The following is a 20,076-nucleotide window of genomic DNA, read 5'->3' as shown; positions in this document are numbered from 1 at the left end:
TTAAAGATTTAGACGTTAAAAAATATGGAAATAAATTCTACCAGTAGTGGTATAAAAAGCGGTATTGACATTAAAGAAATTATTAAAAACTACACCAAACATTGGAAGTGGTTTGTAGTTTCTGTGTTTTTAGCATTGGCGCTAGCTTTTGTTTACCTCAGGTATACGGTACCTCAATATTCGGCTATTGCTAAAATTCAGATTATATCTGAACAAGGTTCTAAAAGTGAGTTGAGTGTTTTAAAAGACATGGGTGGGTTTTCTTCGGATGGCGATGTAGAGGTGTTGGATGAGATACTATCTATTAAATCGAGATCTAATTTTATAGAGGTAGTTAAAAATTTAAATCTAAATGTAAGAGTATTTACAGAGGGTCGGATTTTAGAAACAGAAGTTTATAAAAAACCGCCGTTTACATTTAACTTCTTAGAACATGATTCTATTGTAGATAAAGCGAATCTTTCATTTTATATCAATTACATCTCTGAAGATAAGTTTGGGTATTCTAAGACAGCAGAATCTAAAGTAAAGAAATTTACTTTTGGATCTAAAGTGCCAACAGCAGCAGGTGATATTGTAATAACACCAGCTTTTACAAACCCAAAAGGATACAAAGGGAGAAAATTTAAGGTTATAGTTAGTCCTGTAGAGGCAATAGCAGGAGCGTATAGAGGAAAAGTAAGTATAGCGCCTACAGAAAAGGGGTCTAAAATGTTAGATTTGTTTTTAACAGATGTAGACCAACAAAAAGCCAAAGATGTTCTAGATGAATTGATTAGAATAAACAATAAAAACGCACTGGACGCAAGAAAAGCTATCGCCGATAAAACATCTAATTTTATTGATGATAGAATAAAGGTTATTGCCTCTAGTTTGTCTGGTTACGACCAAGAAGAGCAAGAATTTAAAAGTGAAAAAGGAGTTTCCGATATTCAAGGGGAGACCAGTTTTAATTATACGATGAGTACCTCTAGTAGTCAAGAATTAGAGAGTGCTAGAATACAATTGGGAATTGTAGATGCGATGAAAGACCAGGTTGAAAATCAAAATGGTTTTAATGTTTTACCAACCGGGGTTATGCAAGATCCTTCTATTTCTAGCTCTGTAAGTAAATACAACGAATTGGTTATTACTAGAAATAATCTTTTAAAGAATGCGAGCGCTAATAACCCAGCTGTACTTGCTTTAAACGATCAGCTATCTGGTATTAAGCAGGGAGTGGCATCTAGTTTATCTAGTACAAAAAACGCGCTGGGATTGCAGGTTAATAATTTAAGCAAGCAGGTAAGTCAGTTTAGATCTAAGCTGTATACATCGCCAACGAACCAAAGAAAATTAACAGACATAACTAGAAAGCAAAATAGTATAGAAGGTATTTATTTGTTTTTATTACAACGAAGAGAAGAGTCTCAGATTGCTTTTGCATCTGCAACTCCTAAACTAAAAACGATAGATAATGCGTACAATTACGGGTATGGTCCTGTATATCCTGTAAAGAGAAATATTTATTTGTTAGCACTAGTAGCAAGTCTATTTATACCTTTTGGATTTATATATGTAAGCGATTTATTAGATAACAAAATTCATAATAAATTAGATTTAGAAAAACTAGTAGGATCTATACCAGTGCTTGCAGAAATACCAAGTTTAGGTAAAAATCCAGGATTGGTAAAAAAGAACGACAGATCTGTACAAGCAGAAGCTTTTAGAATTCTGCGTACTAATATAGATTACTTTATGCAGTCTAATACCAATGGTAAAAAGAACAATATTGTATTTATGACTTCTAGTGTATCTGGAGAGGGTAAAACCTTTTTAGCATCTAACTTGGCACTTATTTTTGCAAATACAGATAAGAAAGTATTGTTGGTAGGAGCAGATATTAGAAATCCTAAATTGTATACATTTTTTGATCCTTCTGAAGAAAAAGGAAATACAAGAAAGAAAAACGTTGGTCTTACAGAGTACTTAACATCTGATATTGGTGTTCGTGATATAATTAAGTCTACCGTTTTAGGAGAAACTAAATTAGATATTATCTACTCTGGTAAAATTCCGCCAAACCCGGCAGAGTTATTAATGAGTACTAAGATGAAGACCTTATTTGAAGAAGTGTCTGAGCAGTACGATTATGTTATTGTAGATACAGCGCCTATGGTTGTGGTTACAGATACGTTATTAATAAGCAAGTATGCAGATCAGTTATTGTATGTTACAAGAGCTGGTTCTACAGAAAATAAAGTAATACAACACCCAATACACTTAAAACAAGAAGGCAAGATTAATAACCTTAGCTTTATTGTGAATGATGTACCAGAAGCCGATTTAGGTTACGGTGGTAAATACGGATACGGTTATGGTGTAAATAAGAAAAGATGGTGGCATTTATTTAAAAAATAAAGATTCCATTTATAAAATAAAAATCCCAGCTCTACTAAGGCTGGGATTTTTATTTTAACCAAAATTATAATTTGTATTTTCTATAATTGGTTTAAGTTTTTCAATTGTTTTTAATGGTAGCTTTATTTCTTTTAGAGTTTTTAGCTGCCTGCTATTATGAACATCTGAACCAGCAAAGTTGTACATGTTAGCATCCAATAGTTTTAAAGCTGCTTTGTGTACCTCTGGGCCATAATAATTACAGAGCGACAGTAGGTTTAATTGAAAAAATGTACCTAGCTCTTTGTAATACTGATAATCACCAAATTTGTTGTGTACAAAAGCATACCGTTCTGGATGTGCTAGAATAGGTGAAATTGGTAACTGATTTAATTTCTGTACAGCCGCTTTAAAATTAATAGATTCTTGTAAAAAAGACATCTCTATTAATATAAAATCTTCTTTTAAAGGCATAAAGGTTTTTGTATCTATGATGCTTTCAAAATAAGGATCTACCATATGCTCTGCCGCAACTTCTATGGTAAAAGAGTCCAGATTGTTATTCTTTAGTTCGTTTTGTAACAGCGCCAAAGATGCTTTAATCGTTTGCGGTGTGTTTGGGTAATAGCCACTCATAATATGTGGTGTAGCTATAAAATTAGTTACTCCAAATTCTTTAAACCCTTTTAAAATGGCAATAGATTCTTCAGGTGTTTTTGCACCGTCATCTATACCGGGTAGAATGTGATTATGAATATCTGTAAACCCCTCTAAATAGTCAACTAAAAAATATTTTTTACTAAAAAAATGAAACATTAAAATGTATTTCTCTTTGAGTTACTTAGAACTTATAATTTTTTTACGTACTTGGTAATAATAACAACCTGTTGTCCGTCTACTTTACCTTCTATGTATTCTGCATTTTCGTGATCTAAAGATACCCTACGTACTGCAGTTCCTCTTTTAGCAATCATGCTAGATCCTTTAACCGGTAAATCTTTGATAAGAACAACACTATCGCCAGCATTAATAATAACACCATTACTGTCTCTGTGTATTATTTTGTCTTCGTCGGCTTCACCTTCATTTGTTGCTTTTGCCCATTCTAAATTGTCATCATCTAGATACATCATATCTAAAAGATCTTGTGGCCAACCTTCTTTACGCAATCTACTAAGCATGCGCCAAGCAATAATTTGTACAGGTATTTGCTCACTCCACATACTGTCATTTAAACAGCGCCAGTGGTTAGGGTCTGTTTGCTCTGGATCTTCTATTTGCGTAATACATGTAGCACAAGCAAATATAGTGTCCTGTAAATCTCCGTTTTTAGCAGGTAAAACTGCATAAGGAGCTAAATTTTCTTCATTGGAGCAAAGTTCACATTTGTTTTGGCTTCGTTTACTTAATTCTCTTTCGATGCTCATACGATATTTCTTTAATTATTATTTTTCAAAAATACGTATAATGTTTGTTCTAAACTTAGTAAGTGCACAAGTTTAATTTTAGATATATAATTCTATTTCTACAAGTAGTTTTTACTAGAAAATCCTGTTTTTTATGCTTAAATTCGCATCTCAAACTAAACCATAAATACCCTTGAAGGATACCTTAAAACACCGTGGTAAACGCAACCTTTTAGCAGACATTTTAATAGCCAAAGGAATTACTGATACATTGGTAATTGAGGCAATTAAAAAGGTGCCTAGACATTTGTTTTTAGACAGTAGTTTTGAAGATCACGCCTATCAAGACAAAGCATTTCCTATAGGAGCGGAGCAAACAATTTCTCAGCCTTATACTGTTGCCTTTCAGTCGCAATTGTTAGAGGTAAAGCCAAACGATGTTATTTTAGAAATAGGAACAGGTAGTGGGTACCAAACAGCAGTTTTATTACAACTTGGTGCGCGTGTTTTTACTATAGAAAGACAATCTCAGTTATTTAAAAAGAACAAGTTGTTTTTTCCTAAAATGGGAATTAGACCTAAAAAGGCAATTCTAGGAGATGGTTATAAAGGGTATCCAGAAGAAGCACCTTACGATGGTATTATAGTTACGGCAGGTGCGCCAATAGTGCCTAAGCCGTTACTAGCGCAATTAAAAATAGGAGGTAGGTTGGTGATACCAGTTGGGGTAGTAGACCAAATAATGACGCTGTTTGTACGTAAATCTGAGTTAGAGTTTGAAAAGCAGGAATTTGGTTCTTTTAAATTTGTACCACTTCTAGAAAATAAAAACTAGTTGTTAAAACTTTTTTTAACGCGGTCTAAATCTCTTTTGTTATCTCTATCTTTAATACTGTCTCGTTTATCGTGTAGCTTTTTACCCTTGGCTAATGATATGTTTATTTTGGCAAGACCTCTATCATTTAAAAAAAGATTAAGCGGTACAATTGTTAGTCCAGAATTTTTTACTTCTTTCTCTAACTTTTTTAATTCTCCTTTATTTAATAATAACTTACGTTCTGCCTTTGGTTTGTGATTGTAGTGAGAGCCGTGAGAGTACTCGTCTACCTGCATATTTATAATAAAAAGTTCACCTCTATCGTTAAACTCGCAAAAACTTTCTGTAATAGATGCTTTGCCTTCACGAATAGACTTTATCTCAGTTCCAGATAATACTAAGCCAGCTGTATAAGTATCAATAAGCTCATACTCAAACCTAGCTCTTTTGTTTTTTATATTTATTTTTTTCTGCATCATAGAGTACAAAAATAGAATAATTTAAACCAATTTTGTAAAGAATTTAAAAGCATTACAACTAATGCACTAAAGATTTTATTTTATGATGAAAAAAACGATACTTTTCTTATTGCTGATAGTAATTGCAGCTTGTAAGAATGAAAAGAAGGAAGAAGTAACAGCACAAACAATTGTTGATAAATCTATTGAGGTTACCGGAGGTGATTTGTATCAAACAAAAAATATTTCTTTTGAGTTTAGAGATAAAAAGTATGTGTTAGAGCAAACTGATGGAAAAAAGGTAATGAAGCGCATTTTTATGCAAGATTCTTCTAGTATTACGGATGTTAAAGCGGAAAAGTTTAGCAGATTGGTAAATGATAGCCTTGTTGTGGTAGTAGATTCTATGGCTAAAAAATATGACAATGCTATAAATTCAGTTTTTTACTTTGCACTTTTACCTTATGGTTTAAATGATGCTGCGGTAACTAAAAAATACTTGGGAGAAGTTACTATTAAAGGGAAAGACTATTACAAAGTAAAAGTTACTTTTAGTGAAGAGGGTGGAGGCGATGATTTTGACGATACGTACCTGTATTGGTTTAATAAAGAGACTTTTAAGCCCGATTATTTAGCATATAAGTTTTTTGTGAATGATGGAGGTATGCGTTTTAGAGTAGCGTATAACGAGAGAGTTGTAAACGGAATTAGATTTGTAGATTATGAAAACTACAAACCTAAAACCGAATCTGATAAGATTTTAGAAATAGATAGTATGTACCTGAATAATGGTTTAGAATTGCTATCTAAAATAGAGTTGAAAAATATTACTCTCGACTAATATCTAAATTAAGTTTGCTAGCAGTGGCTTGGTCACCAATAATTGTAACGGTATATAAGCCACTGTTATCATAATCGTCTATCTGTGGGTATTTTTCTTCGCCAATAATAGCATTTACAAATTGATTAATGGTATTGCTATGCCCTACAACTAGTACTTTTTTACCAAAATTATCTGTAACAAACTGTTGCGGATCTATTGTAGTAGGATCATAACTAGTTACCGTAATATTTTTTTGAATGGCTGTTGGTGCTGCCGTCATTTGTGTTCTTTGGTAATCTGTAGAGTATATAGCATCAAAATCTACAGGCTCAAAAGCTTTCGCCCAAAATATAGACCTTCCCAAACCTTGTTGCGATAATTCTGGATCTTGGTTTTCTTGATTAGATCTGTCTTTTTCTGCGTGTCTTATAAAGTAAAAGGTAGATACCGTGTTATCTGCTGGTTCTTCTTTTGGTGCGTCTTTTGTGTCTTTGCAGCTAAATAATCCTGTGAATAGAAGTACTAAAAAAATAGATTTTATAAATTTCATTTTAAAATAAATTATTGAGGTTGTTGTATGTAGTATAACTTAATTTTTAGTAGAAAAGTATATTGCTTTTCTATTAAAAAGTTAGGGGTATGCTTGTATTTAAGGTATTATAGAAAAATCTATATTTTAACTTCTTTTTCTATAAGGTGGTTAATGTAGGTAACCGTATTTAAAAGGTATTTGCGATCTTGAGTAACAGTGGCCATAGCTACAGAACCTTGTAACATCGTATAGAGCTGTTTTGCAAATTGCAAGGGCGATACAGGTAGTTTTAGTTCATTGTTATTTACACCTATTTCTAATACTGCTGCTATTTTACCTTCTATGGTACGTACTATTTCTTTGGCTGCACCAGATAACGTCTTGTTGTTGTATTCTGCATCTACACCTACATTAATTATTGGACAGCCGCCCATATCTAATGTAAAAACGGCATATTGCCTGTAGAAGCTTGTTAAACTGAATATTTTATCTAAAGAATTACCTTCAATTTCTAAACGCTCATCAATCTTAGCTAAAAGCTTGTTTGTATTGTATTCAAAAGCAGCTAATGCTATTTCTTCTTTGTTTTTAAAATTACCATATAAAGCACCTTTTGTTAGTCCAGTTGCTTTGGTAATATCGCTCATACTTGTACCAACATAGCCTTGCTTGCTAAATATTGGCGCAGAAGTTTTTATTATGAATTCTTTAGTTTTTTCTGCCTTAGTGGACATATGCTTCTTGGTTGTTTCTACGAATATATAAAATCTATAAAATAGAACCATAAAAAAAGCTCCCTTAACGGAAGCTTTTTTACTATTCTTGTCACTTTTTCTTATTTCTCGTTTCTAAATACCAGTTTATTATCAAAACTATCTATTAAAACAATGCTATCGGTGGCTACATTACCAGCCAATATTTCTTTAGATAAGTTATTTAATACTTCTTTCTGAATTGTTCTTTTTACGGGTCTAGCTCCATATTGCGGATCGTAACCTTTGTCTGCTAAAAACAATACAGCTTCATCTGTAGCATCTATTGTAATGTTTTGTTCTGCAACCAATTTCTTAAGACTATTTAATTGTATACGAACAATTTTTATGATGTCTTTTTTAGATAATGGTGTAAACATTAAAATATCATCTATTCTATTTAAAAACTCTGGCCTAATACTAGATCTTAATAATCCTAATACATCTGCTTTTGCAGCTTCAGTTGCTTTTATAGCATCTTTATGCTTGTCAAAACTTTCTTGTATTATAGAACTACCTATATTACTTGTCATGATAATAATGGTATTCTTAAAATCTGCTACTCGTCCTTTGTTATCTGTTAGTCTTCCTTCATCTAACACTTGTAATAAAATATTAAAAGTATCTGGATGTGCTTTTTCTATTTCATCTAACAATATAACAGAATAAGGTCTACGTCTAACAGCTTCAGTTAATTGTCCGCCTTCATCATAACCAACGTATCCCGGAGGTGCACCAACCAATCTACTTACAGAGTGTCGTTCTTGGTACTCACTCATATCTATTCTAGTCAATGCATTTTCGTCATCAAATAAATACGATGCTAGTGTTTTTGCCAATTCTGTTTTACCAACACCTGTTGTACCTAAAAATAAGAACGAACCAATTGGGCGTTTGGCATCTTGCAAGCCAGACCTGCTTCTTCTAATGGCGTCAGACACTGCTACTATAGCTTCTTCTTGCCCAACAACACGTTTGTGTAAAACGGACTCAAGATCAAGTAACTTTTCTCTTTCGCTTTTTAGCATCTTGGTTACAGGTATACCTGTCCATTTAGCTACAACATCAGCAATGTCTTCATAGGTTACTTCTTCTTGTATTAAAGTACCGTGACTTTGTTGTTCTGCTAATGTATTCTGCAGTTTTTCTAAAGCCTCTTGCGATTCTTTAATTTTACCGTAGCGTATTTCTGCTACTTTACCATAATCACCATTACGTTCTGCGCGTTCTGCTTCTATCTTATAGTTTTCTATATCTTGTTTTACTTGCTGTATATTGTCTACAACTGTTTTTTCGCTATCCCATTTGGCAAAAATTTCGTTGCGTTCTTCTTTAATATTAGCAAGATCTATGTTTAGGCTCTTTAATTTATCCTTGTCATCTTCCCTTTTAATAGCCTCAATCTCTATTTCTAGTTGCATTATTTTACGATCTAAAACATCTAACTCTTCTGGTTTAGAGTTAATTTCCATTCGTAATTTAGCCGCAGCCTCGTCCATTAAATCTATGGCCTTATCTGGTAAAAATCTATTTGTAATGTAACGTTGAGATAATTCTACGGCGCCAATTACAGCCTCATCTTTAATGCGTACTTTATGGTGTGCCTCATACTTTTCTTTAATTCCCCTTAAAATAGAGATCGAACTTTCTGTACTAGGCTCATCTACTACAATTTTCTGAAATCTACGCTCTAGGGCTTTATCCTTTTCAAAATACTTTTGATATTCGTCTAGGGTAGTAGCACCAATTGCGCGTAACTCTCCACGGGCTAAAGCAGGTTTTAAAATGTTAGCAGCATCCATTGCACCATCTCCACCACCAGCACCAACAAGTGTGTGTATCTCATCTATAAACAATACTATTTGTCCGTCTGCAGATGTTACCTCTTTAATAACAGACTTTAGTCTTTCCTCGAATTCACCTTTGTATTTTGCACCTGCAATTAGTGCTCCCATATCTAAAGAATAAATAATTTTATCCTTTAAGTTTTCAGGAATATCTCCTTGAATTATACGGTGTGCAATTCCTTCTGCTATTGCGGTTTTACCAACACCTGGCTCACCAACTAACATTGGATTGTTCTTTGTTCTACGAGATAAAATTTGCAATACTCTACGTATTTCTTCATCTCTACCAATTACTGGGTCTAACTTACCTTCATCTGCTAATCTGTTTAAGTTTTTAGCATATTTTTCTAATGAATTATAGTTTTCTTCTGCACTTTGCGATGTTACGTTGTTGCCATTTCTTAATTCTGTAATAGCAGCAGTTAAATCTTTTTCTGTTACTCCTTGATCTTTTAGAATCTGAGAAATTTTACTTTTAGATTTAAAAACAGCTAAGAGTAAGTGTTCGGTAGATACGTACTCATCATTCATTTTTTTAGCAACAATGATAGCTTCGTTAACTGTTTTACCAGCTTCACGAGACATTATAATATCTCCGCCAGTTACTTTTGGTAAACTCTGTAGCTCTTTGTCTATAATTTGTGTTAATAACGCAACGTTTACATTCAGCTTTTTTAGGATGAAAGGCATTACGTTTTCATCTACCTTAATTAGCGCTTTAAATAAATGTTCGTTCTCTATTTGCTGGTTTCCAAGCTCTTGAGCAAGTAATTGTGCTTGCTGTAAGGATTCTTGGGATTTTATTGTGAAATTATTAATGTTCATATATGTTGTATTTTTTAGAGTATTAGTATTTTTACAAGATAAAAGACAATTACCTTACCAAACACAAACGTAAGACAAAATGGCTGTTTTTATTCGATTAAGCAAGACATTTAGTCAGTTGTAAGTTTAGGCAATTAGATCGACTTAACTATAAATTTAAGAATTATAATGGGATTATTTACAGGTTTATTTGGTGGTAATGGAGAAAAAAAAGAGGAGAAGCAGCTGCCTTGGATTCCTTTAACTACTGTGGAGCAGTTAAAAGAGATTGAAACAAAATCTAAAACTAAAACGCAAATTATTTTTAAGCACTCTACCAGTTGTGGTATTAGCCGTATGGTTATTAAAATGTTTAGAGATACTTATGACTATACAGAAGAACAGGTAGATTTGTATTATCTAGATTTATTACAATACAGAGAGGTTTCTAATGAAACGGGGTACAAATTTCAGGTGATGCATCAATCGCCACAATTAATAGTGGTTAAAAACGGTGTAGCAGTGGCTAATGCATCTCATGGTAGTATAAACGAATTGCATTTAGAGAAATACATTTAAAAGAAGAGCTATCTTTTAAACTTAAAAAAGCCCCTGCATGCGCAAGGGCTTTTTTTTTGTATTCTTAAATTAAGGTTAAGAATGTACTTCTTGCTTAGTTTAGATGAAGTTCCATTTTAATGCTACTCCTTTTATAGACAACATCTGGCTCTATAGGGATTTCTATAAACCCCATTTTTTTATAAATGTGTAAGGCATTTTTAAGTTTTATGCTAGAGTATAAAATGACCTTGCTCCATTGTTCTTTTTTTGCAAAATCTATGGCGTAATTTAAAAGTGCTTGTCCTATTCGCTTTCCTTGGTGATCTTCTGCTACTGCCATTTTGCCAAGTTCGTATACGTTGTCTTCAATCTTAATATAGGCTAAGCAGCCCACAATAGTTTTATCAATTTTAGCAAAAAAAATGTAACCTCCTTTATTTATAATATTCTCTTCGCACTTGTCTAAGAGTTCAATGTCTTTTTCTTCTACTTCAAAAAACTTTTTTATCCACTCTAAATTTAGTTTTTTAAAGGTTTTAGCGTATTTTGGCTGATAGGGAATAAATGTTAAATTATTTATCATAAAGTATAATTTTAAGCAGTTGTTTCCGTTAGACGATTAAACTTTACCTTAAACCAGTTTTTAGGGGGGATATAATCTAAATGTTAAACCAAAACGTATATAAACTAAACCAAAAAGATTAGCTTAAGTCAAGTTAATAAATTAAACTGAATTAATAGTATTGTTATGAGTGAGAAAAAGAGTAATACGGGATTAAAGGTACTTGCTGTTTTATTGGGAGTGGGATTGTTAGGTTCTATAGCCTACACAGTATCATTGTATAAAGACAGAGAAAGAACCAAAACTGTTTTAACACAAGAGAAAGAATATGTAGTTAATGATTTAACTAGCTTACAGTCTGAGTATGATAAAGCTATTATGGAGAGCAATGCTACAAATGAAGAATTGGTAGAAGCTAGAGATAGAATTGCGAAATACATTGATTCTGTTAAAACAATGAAGACAGACATATCTTCTTTATCTAGATACAGAAGACAAGTAGATTTGTTAAAGAAAGAAAGAGCTTTTTTACTTAGAAAAGTAGATTCTTTAACTACATCTAACTCGATGTTAGCAATGGAAAGAGATAGTACATACCAAGAGTTATCTAAACAAACTGTTTTTAATGATTCTTTAGTAGTACAAAATACGCAGTTGGCTGATGCAGTAGAAAAAGGTTCTGCATTAAACTTAGCTAAATTTTCTGTAGATGCAGTAAAAGAACGTGGTAGTGGTAAATTAGTTTCTACGACTAGAGCAGGTAGAGCAGACAAGCTTAAAATTTGTTTTACAGTTGCAGATAATGCAATTGCACAAGCTGGTGATAGAGAATTTTATTTAGAAGTATTAGATCCTCAAGGAAATGTTTTAGGAGAAGGAACTACTAAATCTAACGAAGGTGGTGCATCTTTAACTTTTAGTAAAGCAACTGCTTTTTATTACGAAAACAGAACATTAGATATTTGTGATTACGTAAACAAACCAGTAGGTGATTTTCAAAAAGGAAATTATATGGCTATTGTTTATGATTCTAAATTGAAGATATTAGGTAAGAGCGAGTTTACTCTTAAATAGACCTAAATAATACATATAAAAAAAGGTGCAATCTTTAGATTGCACCTTTTTTGTTTTTAGAGGTAATTGATTTTTTATTTTAAAGAACCAACCATTTCTTCTGGCTTTACCCAGTCATCATATTGTTCTGCAGTTACGTACCCTAAATTAATAGCTTCTTCTTTTAAGGTTGTACCATTCTTGTGTGCGGTGTTTGCAATTTCAGCAGCTTTATAGTACCCAATTTTAGTATTTAAAGCGGTTACAAGCATTAATGAATTGTTTAGTAACTCTTTAATTATTGCGTGATTAGGCTCTATGCCAGCAACACAATTAATATCAAAACTTACACAAGCATCGCCAATTAATTGAGCAGATTGTAATATGTTAGCAGCCATCATTGGTTTAAATACATTAAGCTCGTAATGACCTTGTGTACCACCAACAGAAATAGCAACATCGTTACCCATAACCTGTGCACAAACCATTGTTATGGCTTCACATTGTGTTGGGTTAACTTTTCCTGGCATAATAGAACTTCCAGGTTCGTTAGCAGGTATAACTATTTCGCCAATTCCAGAACGTGGACCAGAAGCCATCATTCTAATATCGTTTGCAATTTTATTTAAAGAAACAGCTAATTGTTTTAAGGCTCCGTGGCTTTCTACAATTGCATCATGCGCAGCTAAAGCTTCAAACTTATTTTCTGCTGTTATAAATGGTAATCCCGTAAATTCTGCAATGTATTTTGCAACAAGGACATCATAACCGGCAGGAGTATTTAATCCTGTACCAACAGCAGTACCACCAAGAGCAAGCTCACTTAAATGTGGTAATGTATTTTCTAAAGCTTTTAAACCGTGGCTTAATTGAGATACGTAACCAGAAAATTCTTGACCTAAAGTTAAGGGAGTAGCATCCATTAAGTGTGTACGTCCTATTTTTACAACAGTAGCAAATTCTTTAGATTTCTTCTCTAATGTATCTCTAAGTTGTTTTACTCCTGGAATAGTGTTTTCTACAATTTTTTTATAGGCAGCAATGTGCATACCAGTAGGGAACGTATCGTTAGATGATTGTGATTTGTTAACATCATCGTTAGGTTGTATTGTTTTTTCGCCTTCACCAATAACTTTACCAGCTATTTCATGAGCTCTGTTAGCAACAACCTCATTCACATTCATATTACTCTGTGTACCAGAGCCTGTTTGCCAAATTACTAAAGGAAATTGATCGTTGTGCTTACCCGTCAAAATCTCATCACATACTTGTGCAATTAAATCTCTTTTTTCTTCAGTTAATACTCCTAATTCACAATTGGTATATGCAGCAGCCTTTTTTAAATAGGCAAAACCATAAACTATGTCTAAAGGCATAGAGGCAGCAGGTCCAATTTTAAAATTGTTTCTAGAGCGTTCTGTTTGCGCTCCCCAATATTTATCAGCAGGTACTTCTACGTTACCCATTGTATCTTTTTCTATTCTAAAGCTCATTATACTAATTTTTTATAGATACAAAGATACAATTTTGAAGAATTATTTTAACCTATTAAAAACACCTATTTCTGTAATATTTGCTTTGGTAGGTGTTTAGCTAAAAAAAGAAAGCGATCTAGTCAAATTTATATGTAAAAGTGGCTCTTAGGTTTCTTTGGTCTGATTGAAGCTCGTTATAAGAAGTAGAATTTTCTAAATTACTAGTAGAATACCTTCGGTAAGCATTAAATATATCTGTAACTCCTATAGCTATAGATGCTCTATTTTTAATAATATTTTTGCTAAAAGCAATATCTAACCTATTTAAAGCTTTTGTTTTTGTTTGCGAGTTGTTATCTGCACCCACATAATAGTAATTTGTCTGAAAATTAACAGCATAGGGTAGCGGCAATTTTACACTTAAACTACTCGTCCATCTAAATTGGTCTGCGTTAAAATCTACATGAACTAATTGGTTGTTGCTATCTGTATACGTATAGTTCCCCGTTAAATTTTGGTTGTACATAAATAAATTTACGGATAAACGCCATTTTTTTAGAGGTACATAAGTAACTGTTGCGTCTAAACCAAGTCTATCTTCTTGTGCTATATTTCTTTTGGTTTTAGCAATTATAGGAGTAGAGATGCTGCCGCTATTGGCTGTAATAGTTTCTGTTTCTCCTGTTTCTATAACAACATTATGTATTACATCCTCAGTTTTAGAGTAGAATAAGGCCGAGTTAAATGTTACTTTATTCCATTTGTTTATATAGTTAAACTCAAACGAATTGGTAAACATTGGGTCTAAATCTGGGTTGCCATAAAACAAGTTGGTTTTACTAACTCTGTTAGGAAAAGGATTTAAGTTGCCTGCTGTAGGCCTGTCTATTCTTTTGCTATAATTTAAACCTATTTTTTCTTTAGAAGTAAACTCATAACTTAAAAATAGAGATGGGAACCAATTGATGTAAGATGTTGCGGCTGTAGTGTTTAAGTTAGTTAATAACACAGAAACATCTGTATGCTCTACGCGTACACCTAAAGAAGCTGTTAGCTTATTAAAACCTTGTGCAAACTGTAAATATCCTGCATTTACATCTTGATTGTAAACTAGGTTGTTGCTATACATCGTATTTTTAATAAACTGATTGTTTATAATGGAGCCTTCTGTATAATCTATATTGTAATTGTCAAAAACACCTCTGTACCCAATTTCTAACTTAGAGTTATAGTCTTTTCCAAAAGGTAATGTGTAATCTACTTGTGCAAGCTGACTTATTTGATGATCGTGAGTCATTGCTTCATCAAGCATAAAAATAGTACTAGAAACTATTTTTTCGTTAATTTCCCTGTCTTCTAGTTCGTTGTTCCTAGAGTAGCGGTAATCTGCAGTTAAATTATGCCCTTTAGAATTAAATTTTCTTTTATAGTTTACCGAATAACTAATATTTTCTTCATCGCTATCCTCTAGTGTATTTCTAGTTCTGTTGATAAGGGAGTTAGATAAAACATTAAAATTATTTAAGGTTATACCTGTAGCATGCAAGCCTGAAGATTTTTTGTAAGCTACAGAGTTCGTAATACTTGTACTTTCATTTAGTGCAAGTTCTATTCCAGAGCTTACTGTAAGATTCTTATAGTTTCTGTCTAAAGATCTATATTCATTTTCGTAGCCGGTGCTCGTGTTATTAATGTCAAAAAAATCATTGTTAAATAATGAATAGCCAGGTCTTTCTCTGTCTGTATAAGTTACATTAGAAAATAGAGTAAACAACTTCTTTTTTAAACCCAAAGAAAGGCCAACTTTATAATATTCAGGATCTTTAGCAGTAGCTGTGATAGAGCCATTGAGCCCTGCTTTTTTAGATTTTCTTAAAATGATATTTAAAATTCCCGCTGTACCAGAAGAACTATATTTAGAGGATGGGTTTGTAATAACTTCCACCTTATCTATTGTACTTACGGGCATTTGTTTTAGGGCTTCCGGACTAATACCAGAAAGGGTAGAAGGCTTACCGTTAATCAGTATTTTTACATTATTATTTCCTCTTAAACTAATAGATCCTTCTGGGTCTACTGAAACGGAAGGTATATTGTTAAGCACGTCTGATGCAGAACCACCGTTTAGGGCTAGATCTTTACCTACATTGTATATCTTTTTATCTAGTCTTAATTCTACCGTTGTTTTTTCGGCAATAAGTTCAACTTCATTTAATTTTTCTACGTCTGCTTCTAATTTAATTTCTCCTAAGTTTTTAGAGGAACTTAAATCCAGGTTATTTAGGTTAATTACCTTATAGCTTAGATATTCTACTTTTAAATGGTATGTGCCACTTGGAATTTCTATTGCAAACTTTCCGTTTTTATTTGTAACCCCTCCAGAAATAAAATTAGGGTTATTAGGGTCTTGTAAAATTAAGGTAGCGTATTCTAATGGTTTATTGGTGTTACTATCTTTAACAATACCGGTGATTTTAATATTTTGTAGGTTTTCACTTGGTTTTATCTCTTGTGAGTTGCCTAAAATAGAAAGGAGTAAAAAAGCGAACAATGGTATGTTTCTCATTATAGCATAGCCGTATAAGTGGTTAGTTTATAGAGTAGGTTAGCTTTTATTGTTGTAAACATAGTAGAGTAGGTGCGTAGTTTAAGTCAGTTTGTAAGAATTTAAAATTATTCAGTGCAATATTAAATTTTGGGACAATTTTAATACGTCTTATACTACAAATATAGAATAATTCTAAAATAATTCTAATTTTTTTTAGCTTAAGATTTGTACTATTCATCTTAAGAAGTATCTTTGTAATCGTTAAAATAAATTATATATGTTTGAATTTGACCAGTACTTAGGTTTTTTAGCTTTTTTAACTATCCTTACCATAGGATTTTGGTTAATGATATTTTTATTAACTTTTGTTATACCTTATTGGTTGGGCGGATCACTTATAGAATTTCTTAAGGAAAAACGAGAAGCTAAAAAAGCAAAACGATTAGAATAAAAAAATATAAAGAGACTCAATTGAGTCTCTTTTTTTTGCATATATTTTTTAGATGCAAAATATAGTTCGTTATGTAAAAAAGTATAGCAACTATTATGTTTGCTGTTTTTTTAAATAAAAAAAAGAGGCCAATGGCCTCTTTTCTAATTATGTGTTACTTGTTTATTGTTGTTTATCCTTGCATTTCCATATCACCTCCGTTATCTTTCATTTCTCCTTTACTACGTTGATTTTTCTGTTGGTTAAATCTGTATGTAAAAGTTAAAGAAGCACTTCTCTGTCTCCATTGAAATTCGCTGTTAGAGATAATATTTTCCGTTGTACTTTCAGAAATTCTTTTTCTGGTATTAAAAATATCATTCACACTTAAAGATAAAGTAGCTTTGTCATTAAGTAAATCTTTACTTAAAGCTAAATCTGAACCAAACATTCCTTTTCTAATGGTTTGGGCATTTTCAGATGGACCTCTATATGTTAAGTTTGTTTGAAAATCGATTTTTGCAGGTAGTGGAATTTTTGCGCTAAACTTAGAAAACCAGCTAAAGTTATCTGCATCAAAAACCTGAGTAATTACTTGGTTTTGGAAGTTTGTATACGAATGTTCTCCTTCTACGTTTTGTTGGTACAAGTTTAGATTTAAGCTAAATCTCCAGTTTCTCATTGGTGTGTATGTAGATGTAATATCTAAACCATATCTACTTTCTGTAGCTAAGTTAATTGGTGTTCTTGCTTGTACTGGTATCTCTACAGAAGTTCCTGGGTTAGAAGGGTCGCTTATGCTTACAAATTCTCCCGTTTCTTGTGTTATAAATTGAAAAACACCAGTAGAGTGGTTGTAATAACCAGAGATGTTAAACAATACTTTATCCCATCTTTTTAAATAACCTAAGTCATAAGCATCTGTAAAAGTTGGATCTAAATCTGGATTACCATAAAATAGGTTAGTGTTACTAGATCTAGAAGGGAAAGGGTTAATAAACCAAGATCCCGGTCTTCTTAATCTTTTGCTGTAACTTACTGTAAATTGCTCCATTTCTGATAACTCATATCCTAAGAAAACAGAAGGGAACCAGTTTGTGTATTTTTTAGTATTAATATCATTAGTTTCTGCTAATTCTATTTCTATATCTGTGTCTTCTACACGTATACCACCAAGGATACTAAATTTATCAATCTTAGTACCTAATTGTACGTAAGCTGCATTTACAGTTTCATTAAAAAATAATGTATTACTAAAATTAGGATCACTATTAAAAGTACCGCCTATTTCTTGACCAAAGTCATAATCTGTAGTGTAGTTGTTAAAGTTACCTCTATAACCAGCCTCAAACTGAGAAGCAAAATCTTTACCAAATGGCAGTACGTAATCTAATTGTACCAATTGCTTTATTTGGTTATTGTCTGTTATTGTACGCTCTAAAGGACTATTAGTTGTGCTACCGCTAACTACCTCTTCTATACTAGCGTTCTCTAATTCATCTGATCTAGAATATTGGTAGTCTACAGTTAATTTATTACCATCTTCATTAAATCTTTTTTCGTAGTTTAATGAGTACTGTACTGTTTCTTCATCGTCATCTTCATTCGTAGTTCTTTGTCTTTCAATAGTAGGAGTCATGTTACCATCAAAATTAAAGAAGTTTACCTCAGCAAGATCTAAACCATTAGAGTTTCTATATAAAACAGAATTTGTAATACTACTTGTTTCATCAATAAAATACTCAAAACCTATGTTTGCATTGTAACTTTTACTACTCCTTGTGTATTCTCTGTATTCGTTTTCAAAACTAGAAGGGTTACCGTCTTCGTCTAGGTATTGGTTTTCATAGAAAGCATTACCAGGACCAGTTCTGTCTCTGTAGCTTAAATTTGTATAAAGGTTAAATTTATCTCTTCTAAGGTTTATGTTAGCAGAACCAGCATATTGCTCAGGGTCTCCTACTGTAGCAGAAACAGAACCATTTAAACCAGCTGTTTTGCTTTGCTTTAAAATAATGTTTAAGATACCAGCAGTACCTTCAGCATCGTATCTAGCAGAAGGGTTAGTTACAACCTCTATTCTTTCTATAGCATCTGCAGGCAACGATTTTAATGCAGCATTGTCTAAACCAGATAAAGCAGATGGTTTACCGTTAATTAAGATTTTTACACTCTCGTTACCTCTTAAGCTAATTGCTCCTTCTACATCTACATCTACAGATGGTACGTTATTTAATACATCTGTTACAGAACCACCTTTAACGGTTAAGTCTTTACCAACATTGTATATTTTTTTATCTAGTCTTAGTTGTACAGTTGTTTTTTCTGCTGTAATAACAACAGCGTCTAACTGCTCAACATCTAAGGCTAATTTAATAATACCTAAATCTCTAGAGCTAGATAAATCTTGATTGTTTAGAGTATAAGTTTTGTAAGATAAAAACTCAACTTTTATATGATACATGCCTGCGTCTGCCGTAACATTAAATTTTCCTTGTTCATCTGTTATACCACCAGTAACAATAGATGGGTCTTTAACACTTTGTAATATAAGTGTTGCGTATTCTAAAGGATCTCCTGTTTCATCATCTACAACAGCACCTGTAATCTTAACTTTTTTAGGATCTGTTTTTTGTGCATTAGGACCTTGAGCGTACGTTATTACTGTAGCAAATAATAGTACTAAGGAAAATAAGTGTTTCATTCTTTCTTTTTATTTTTTTTCTTTTTCTTTTTTTTGGTCTTTTTAAAACCTTCTTTTTCTAAAGCAACATACGCGTCGTATTTTTCTTTTGGCAATGCCGCTTTTAATTCTTCAGATTGTTCTTTTTGTAACTTTTCAATGCTTTCCTTCATTTTTTCACCTTCTAGCTTTAAAATCTGCAGTTCCATATACTTTTTAATATACTTGGTTAGAGTAGTACTTAGGACTGCTTGTTCAAAACTATTTAGTTCTATAACTTCAGTAATTTTTGGCATTTGTAATTCTACAATTTCTTCTGCTGTAAGTGGTTTTGGCTTTTCATTAGACTGTGTCTGTGGCATTTGGTTTCTAACACGACCTCTTCCAGATCCATTATTATAACCGTTACCGTAACCATATTGCGCTTCTACAGTAGAAACAGATAATACAAATGTTAGTGTTGCATAAAAAAATATTTTTTTAGTTTTCATAACTTTCTGAATTAGTAAGAGTTTAAAAATTAAAGAAGGTTTAATCTAGTTTGGTTAAAGATTTGTTAAAAGAAAATAGCAATAAAAATGCCAAGAACTAAAACGCCTCTAAATTATGGAATTTATTAGTTCGGTAGGACGGCCAATTACAGCTTTTTTACCATTTATAATTATTGGTCTTTCTATAAGTTTAGGGTTGGTTAGCATTGCATCTAAAATTTCTTCTTTAGATAAATCTTTGCCTTTATAGTTCTCTTTCCAAATAGCTTCGTTTTTACGAACAAGGTCTATTGGCTGTATGTTTAGTAAGCTTATAATTTCTTCTAATTCTTTTTTGCTAGGTACATCTTCTAAATACTTTATTATTTTAAACTCTTTACCAGAGTCTTCTAATAAAGCCACACCTGCTCTAGATTTGCTACATCTGTTGTTATGGTATATTGTGATCATCTTTT

18 protein-coding genes are annotated in these 20,076 nt (G+C 32.4%); 6 read left to right on the top strand and 12 right to left on the bottom strand.

Annotated features, from left to right (window positions below; translation table 11 throughout):
• Window positions 1-24: 24 nt before the first annotated feature.
• The gene (locus M4I21_RS03065) at window positions 25-2,400 is read left to right on the top strand and encodes a GumC family protein (RefSeq protein ID WP_249557556.1); all 2,376 of its coding nucleotides are present in this window, start codon (window positions 25-27) and stop codon (window positions 2,398-2,400) included.
• Window positions 2,401-2,454: 54 nt separating this feature from the next.
• Here M4I21_RS03065 and M4I21_RS03060 read toward each other — a convergent pair whose 3' ends face one another.
• Both M4I21_RS03060 and M4I21_RS03055 read right to left on the bottom strand, forming a co-directional pair.
• Complete coding sequence (locus M4I21_RS03060; RefSeq protein WP_249557555.1) at window positions 2,455-3,195, bottom strand: tyrosine-protein phosphatase; 741 nt, start codon at window positions 3,193-3,195, stop codon at window positions 2,455-2,457.
• Window positions 3,196-3,227: 32 nt separating this feature from the next.
• Complete coding sequence (locus tag M4I21_RS03055) at window positions 3,228-3,806, bottom strand: PhnA domain-containing protein (RefSeq protein ID WP_249557554.1); 579 nt, start codon at window positions 3,804-3,806, stop codon at window positions 3,228-3,230.
• Window positions 3,807-3,978: 172 nt separating this feature from the next.
• On the opposite strand from M4I21_RS03055, the gene M4I21_RS03050 reads away from it, so the two are divergent.
• Complete coding sequence (locus tag M4I21_RS03050; RefSeq protein WP_249557553.1) at window positions 3,979-4,620, top strand: protein-L-isoaspartate(D-aspartate) O-methyltransferase; 642 nt, start codon at window positions 3,979-3,981, stop codon at window positions 4,618-4,620.
• Here M4I21_RS03050 and smpB read toward each other — a convergent pair.
• Window positions 4,617-5,078, bottom strand: coding sequence for an SsrA-binding protein SmpB (gene smpB / locus M4I21_RS03045; protein ID WP_249557786.1), 462 nt, complete (start codon window positions 5,076-5,078; stop codon window positions 4,617-4,619). The two genes, M4I21_RS03050 and smpB, sit on opposite strands and share 4 nt — an antisense overlap.
• 85 nt (window positions 5,079-5,163) lie before the next feature.
• Here smpB and M4I21_RS03040 point away from each other — a divergent pair, with 85 nt between their 5' ends.
• A complete protein-coding gene (locus M4I21_RS03040) occupies window positions 5,164-5,901 on the top strand; it encodes a DUF6503 family protein (protein WP_249557552.1) in 738 nt (245 codons plus the stop codon).
• On the opposite strand, the gene M4I21_RS03035 is transcribed toward M4I21_RS03040, so the two are convergent.
• From M4I21_RS03035 to clpB, 3 genes are all read right to left on the bottom strand, one after another.
• Window positions 5,888-6,433 carry a phosphoglycerate mutase family protein gene (locus M4I21_RS03035; protein ID WP_249557551.1) on the bottom strand — a complete coding sequence of 182 codons (546 nt, stop codon included), beginning with the start codon at window positions 6,431-6,433 and terminating at the stop codon, window positions 5,888-5,890. The two genes, M4I21_RS03040 and M4I21_RS03035, sit on opposite strands and share 14 nt — an antisense overlap.
• A gap of 119 nt (window positions 6,434-6,552) precedes the next feature.
• Window positions 6,553-7,149: a TetR/AcrR family transcriptional regulator gene (locus tag M4I21_RS03030; protein WP_249557550.1), complete on the bottom strand. Its 597-nt coding sequence runs from the start codon at window positions 7,147-7,149 to the stop codon at window positions 6,553-6,555.
• A 101-nt stretch (window positions 7,150-7,250) separates the two neighbouring features.
• Window positions 7,251-9,839: an ATP-dependent chaperone ClpB gene (clpB, locus tag M4I21_RS03025; RefSeq protein ID WP_249557549.1), complete on the bottom strand. Its 2,589-nt coding sequence runs from the start codon at window positions 9,837-9,839 to the stop codon at window positions 7,251-7,253.
• A 168-nt stretch (window positions 9,840-10,007) separates the two neighbouring features.
• Here clpB and ytxJ point away from each other — a divergent pair, with 168 nt between their 5' ends.
• Window positions 10,008-10,397, top strand: coding sequence for a bacillithiol system redox-active protein YtxJ (ytxJ, locus tag M4I21_RS03020; RefSeq protein WP_249557548.1), 390 nt, complete (start codon window positions 10,008-10,010; stop codon window positions 10,395-10,397).
• Between the two features lie 94 nt (window positions 10,398-10,491).
• Here ytxJ and M4I21_RS03015 read toward each other — a convergent pair whose 3' ends face one another.
• Window positions 10,492-10,962 (bottom strand): GNAT family N-acetyltransferase, encoded by a 471-nt coding sequence (locus tag M4I21_RS03015; protein WP_249557547.1) that lies wholly within the window; start codon window positions 10,960-10,962, stop codon window positions 10,492-10,494.
• Between the two features lie 165 nt (window positions 10,963-11,127).
• On the opposite strand from M4I21_RS03015, the gene M4I21_RS03010 reads away from it, so the two are divergent.
• A complete protein-coding gene (locus M4I21_RS03010; RefSeq protein ID WP_249557546.1) occupies window positions 11,128-12,015 on the top strand; it encodes a DUF8428 domain-containing protein in 888 nt (295 codons plus the stop codon).
• Window positions 12,016-12,089: 74 nt separating this feature from the next.
• Here the strand turns inward: M4I21_RS03010 and fumC are convergent, their stop codons facing one another.
• Both fumC and M4I21_RS03000 read right to left on the bottom strand, forming a co-directional pair.
• A complete protein-coding gene (gene fumC, locus M4I21_RS03005; protein ID WP_249557545.1) occupies window positions 12,090-13,487 on the bottom strand; it encodes a class II fumarate hydratase in 1,398 nt (465 codons plus the stop codon).
• A 118-nt stretch (window positions 13,488-13,605) separates the two neighbouring features.
• Window positions 13,606-16,035, bottom strand: coding sequence for a TonB-dependent receptor (locus M4I21_RS03000; protein WP_249557544.1), 2,430 nt, complete (start codon window positions 16,033-16,035; stop codon window positions 13,606-13,608).
• A 259-nt stretch (window positions 16,036-16,294) separates the two neighbouring features.
• Between M4I21_RS03000 and M4I21_RS02995 the strand changes: the two genes are divergently transcribed.
• Window positions 16,295-16,468, top strand: a complete 174-nt coding sequence (locus tag M4I21_RS02995) for a hypothetical protein (protein ID WP_013622269.1) — start codon at window positions 16,295-16,297, stop codon at window positions 16,466-16,468.
• A 172-nt stretch (window positions 16,469-16,640) separates the two neighbouring features.
• Here the strand turns inward: M4I21_RS02995 and M4I21_RS02990 are convergent, their stop codons facing one another.
• The 3 genes from M4I21_RS02990 to arsC all read right to left on the bottom strand — a co-directional run bounded on the left by M4I21_RS02990 (window position 16,641) and on the right by arsC (window position 20,071).
• Window positions 16,641-19,151 carry a TonB-dependent receptor gene (locus M4I21_RS02990; protein ID WP_249557543.1) on the bottom strand — a complete coding sequence of 837 codons (2,511 nt, stop codon included), beginning with the start codon at window positions 19,149-19,151 and terminating at the stop codon, window positions 16,641-16,643.
• Window positions 19,148-19,621, bottom strand: a complete 474-nt coding sequence (locus tag M4I21_RS02985; RefSeq protein WP_249557542.1) for a hypothetical protein — start codon at window positions 19,619-19,621, stop codon at window positions 19,148-19,150. The genes M4I21_RS02990 and M4I21_RS02985 overlap by 4 nt, the downstream gene beginning before the upstream one ends.
• A gap of 108 nt (window positions 19,622-19,729) precedes the next feature.
• A complete protein-coding gene (gene arsC, locus M4I21_RS02980; protein ID WP_249557541.1) occupies window positions 19,730-20,071 on the bottom strand; it encodes an arsenate reductase (glutaredoxin) in 342 nt (113 codons plus the stop codon).
• Window positions 20,072-20,076: the final 5 nt, after the last annotated feature.

This window comes from Cellulophaga sp. 20_2_10, from assembly GCF_023476645.1.
GTDB lineage: Bacteria > Bacteroidota > Bacteroidia > Flavobacteriales > Flavobacteriaceae > Cellulophaga.
The sequence above is the reverse complement of the archived record's forward strand: the minus strand, read 5'-3'. Positions and strand labels throughout refer to the sequence as shown.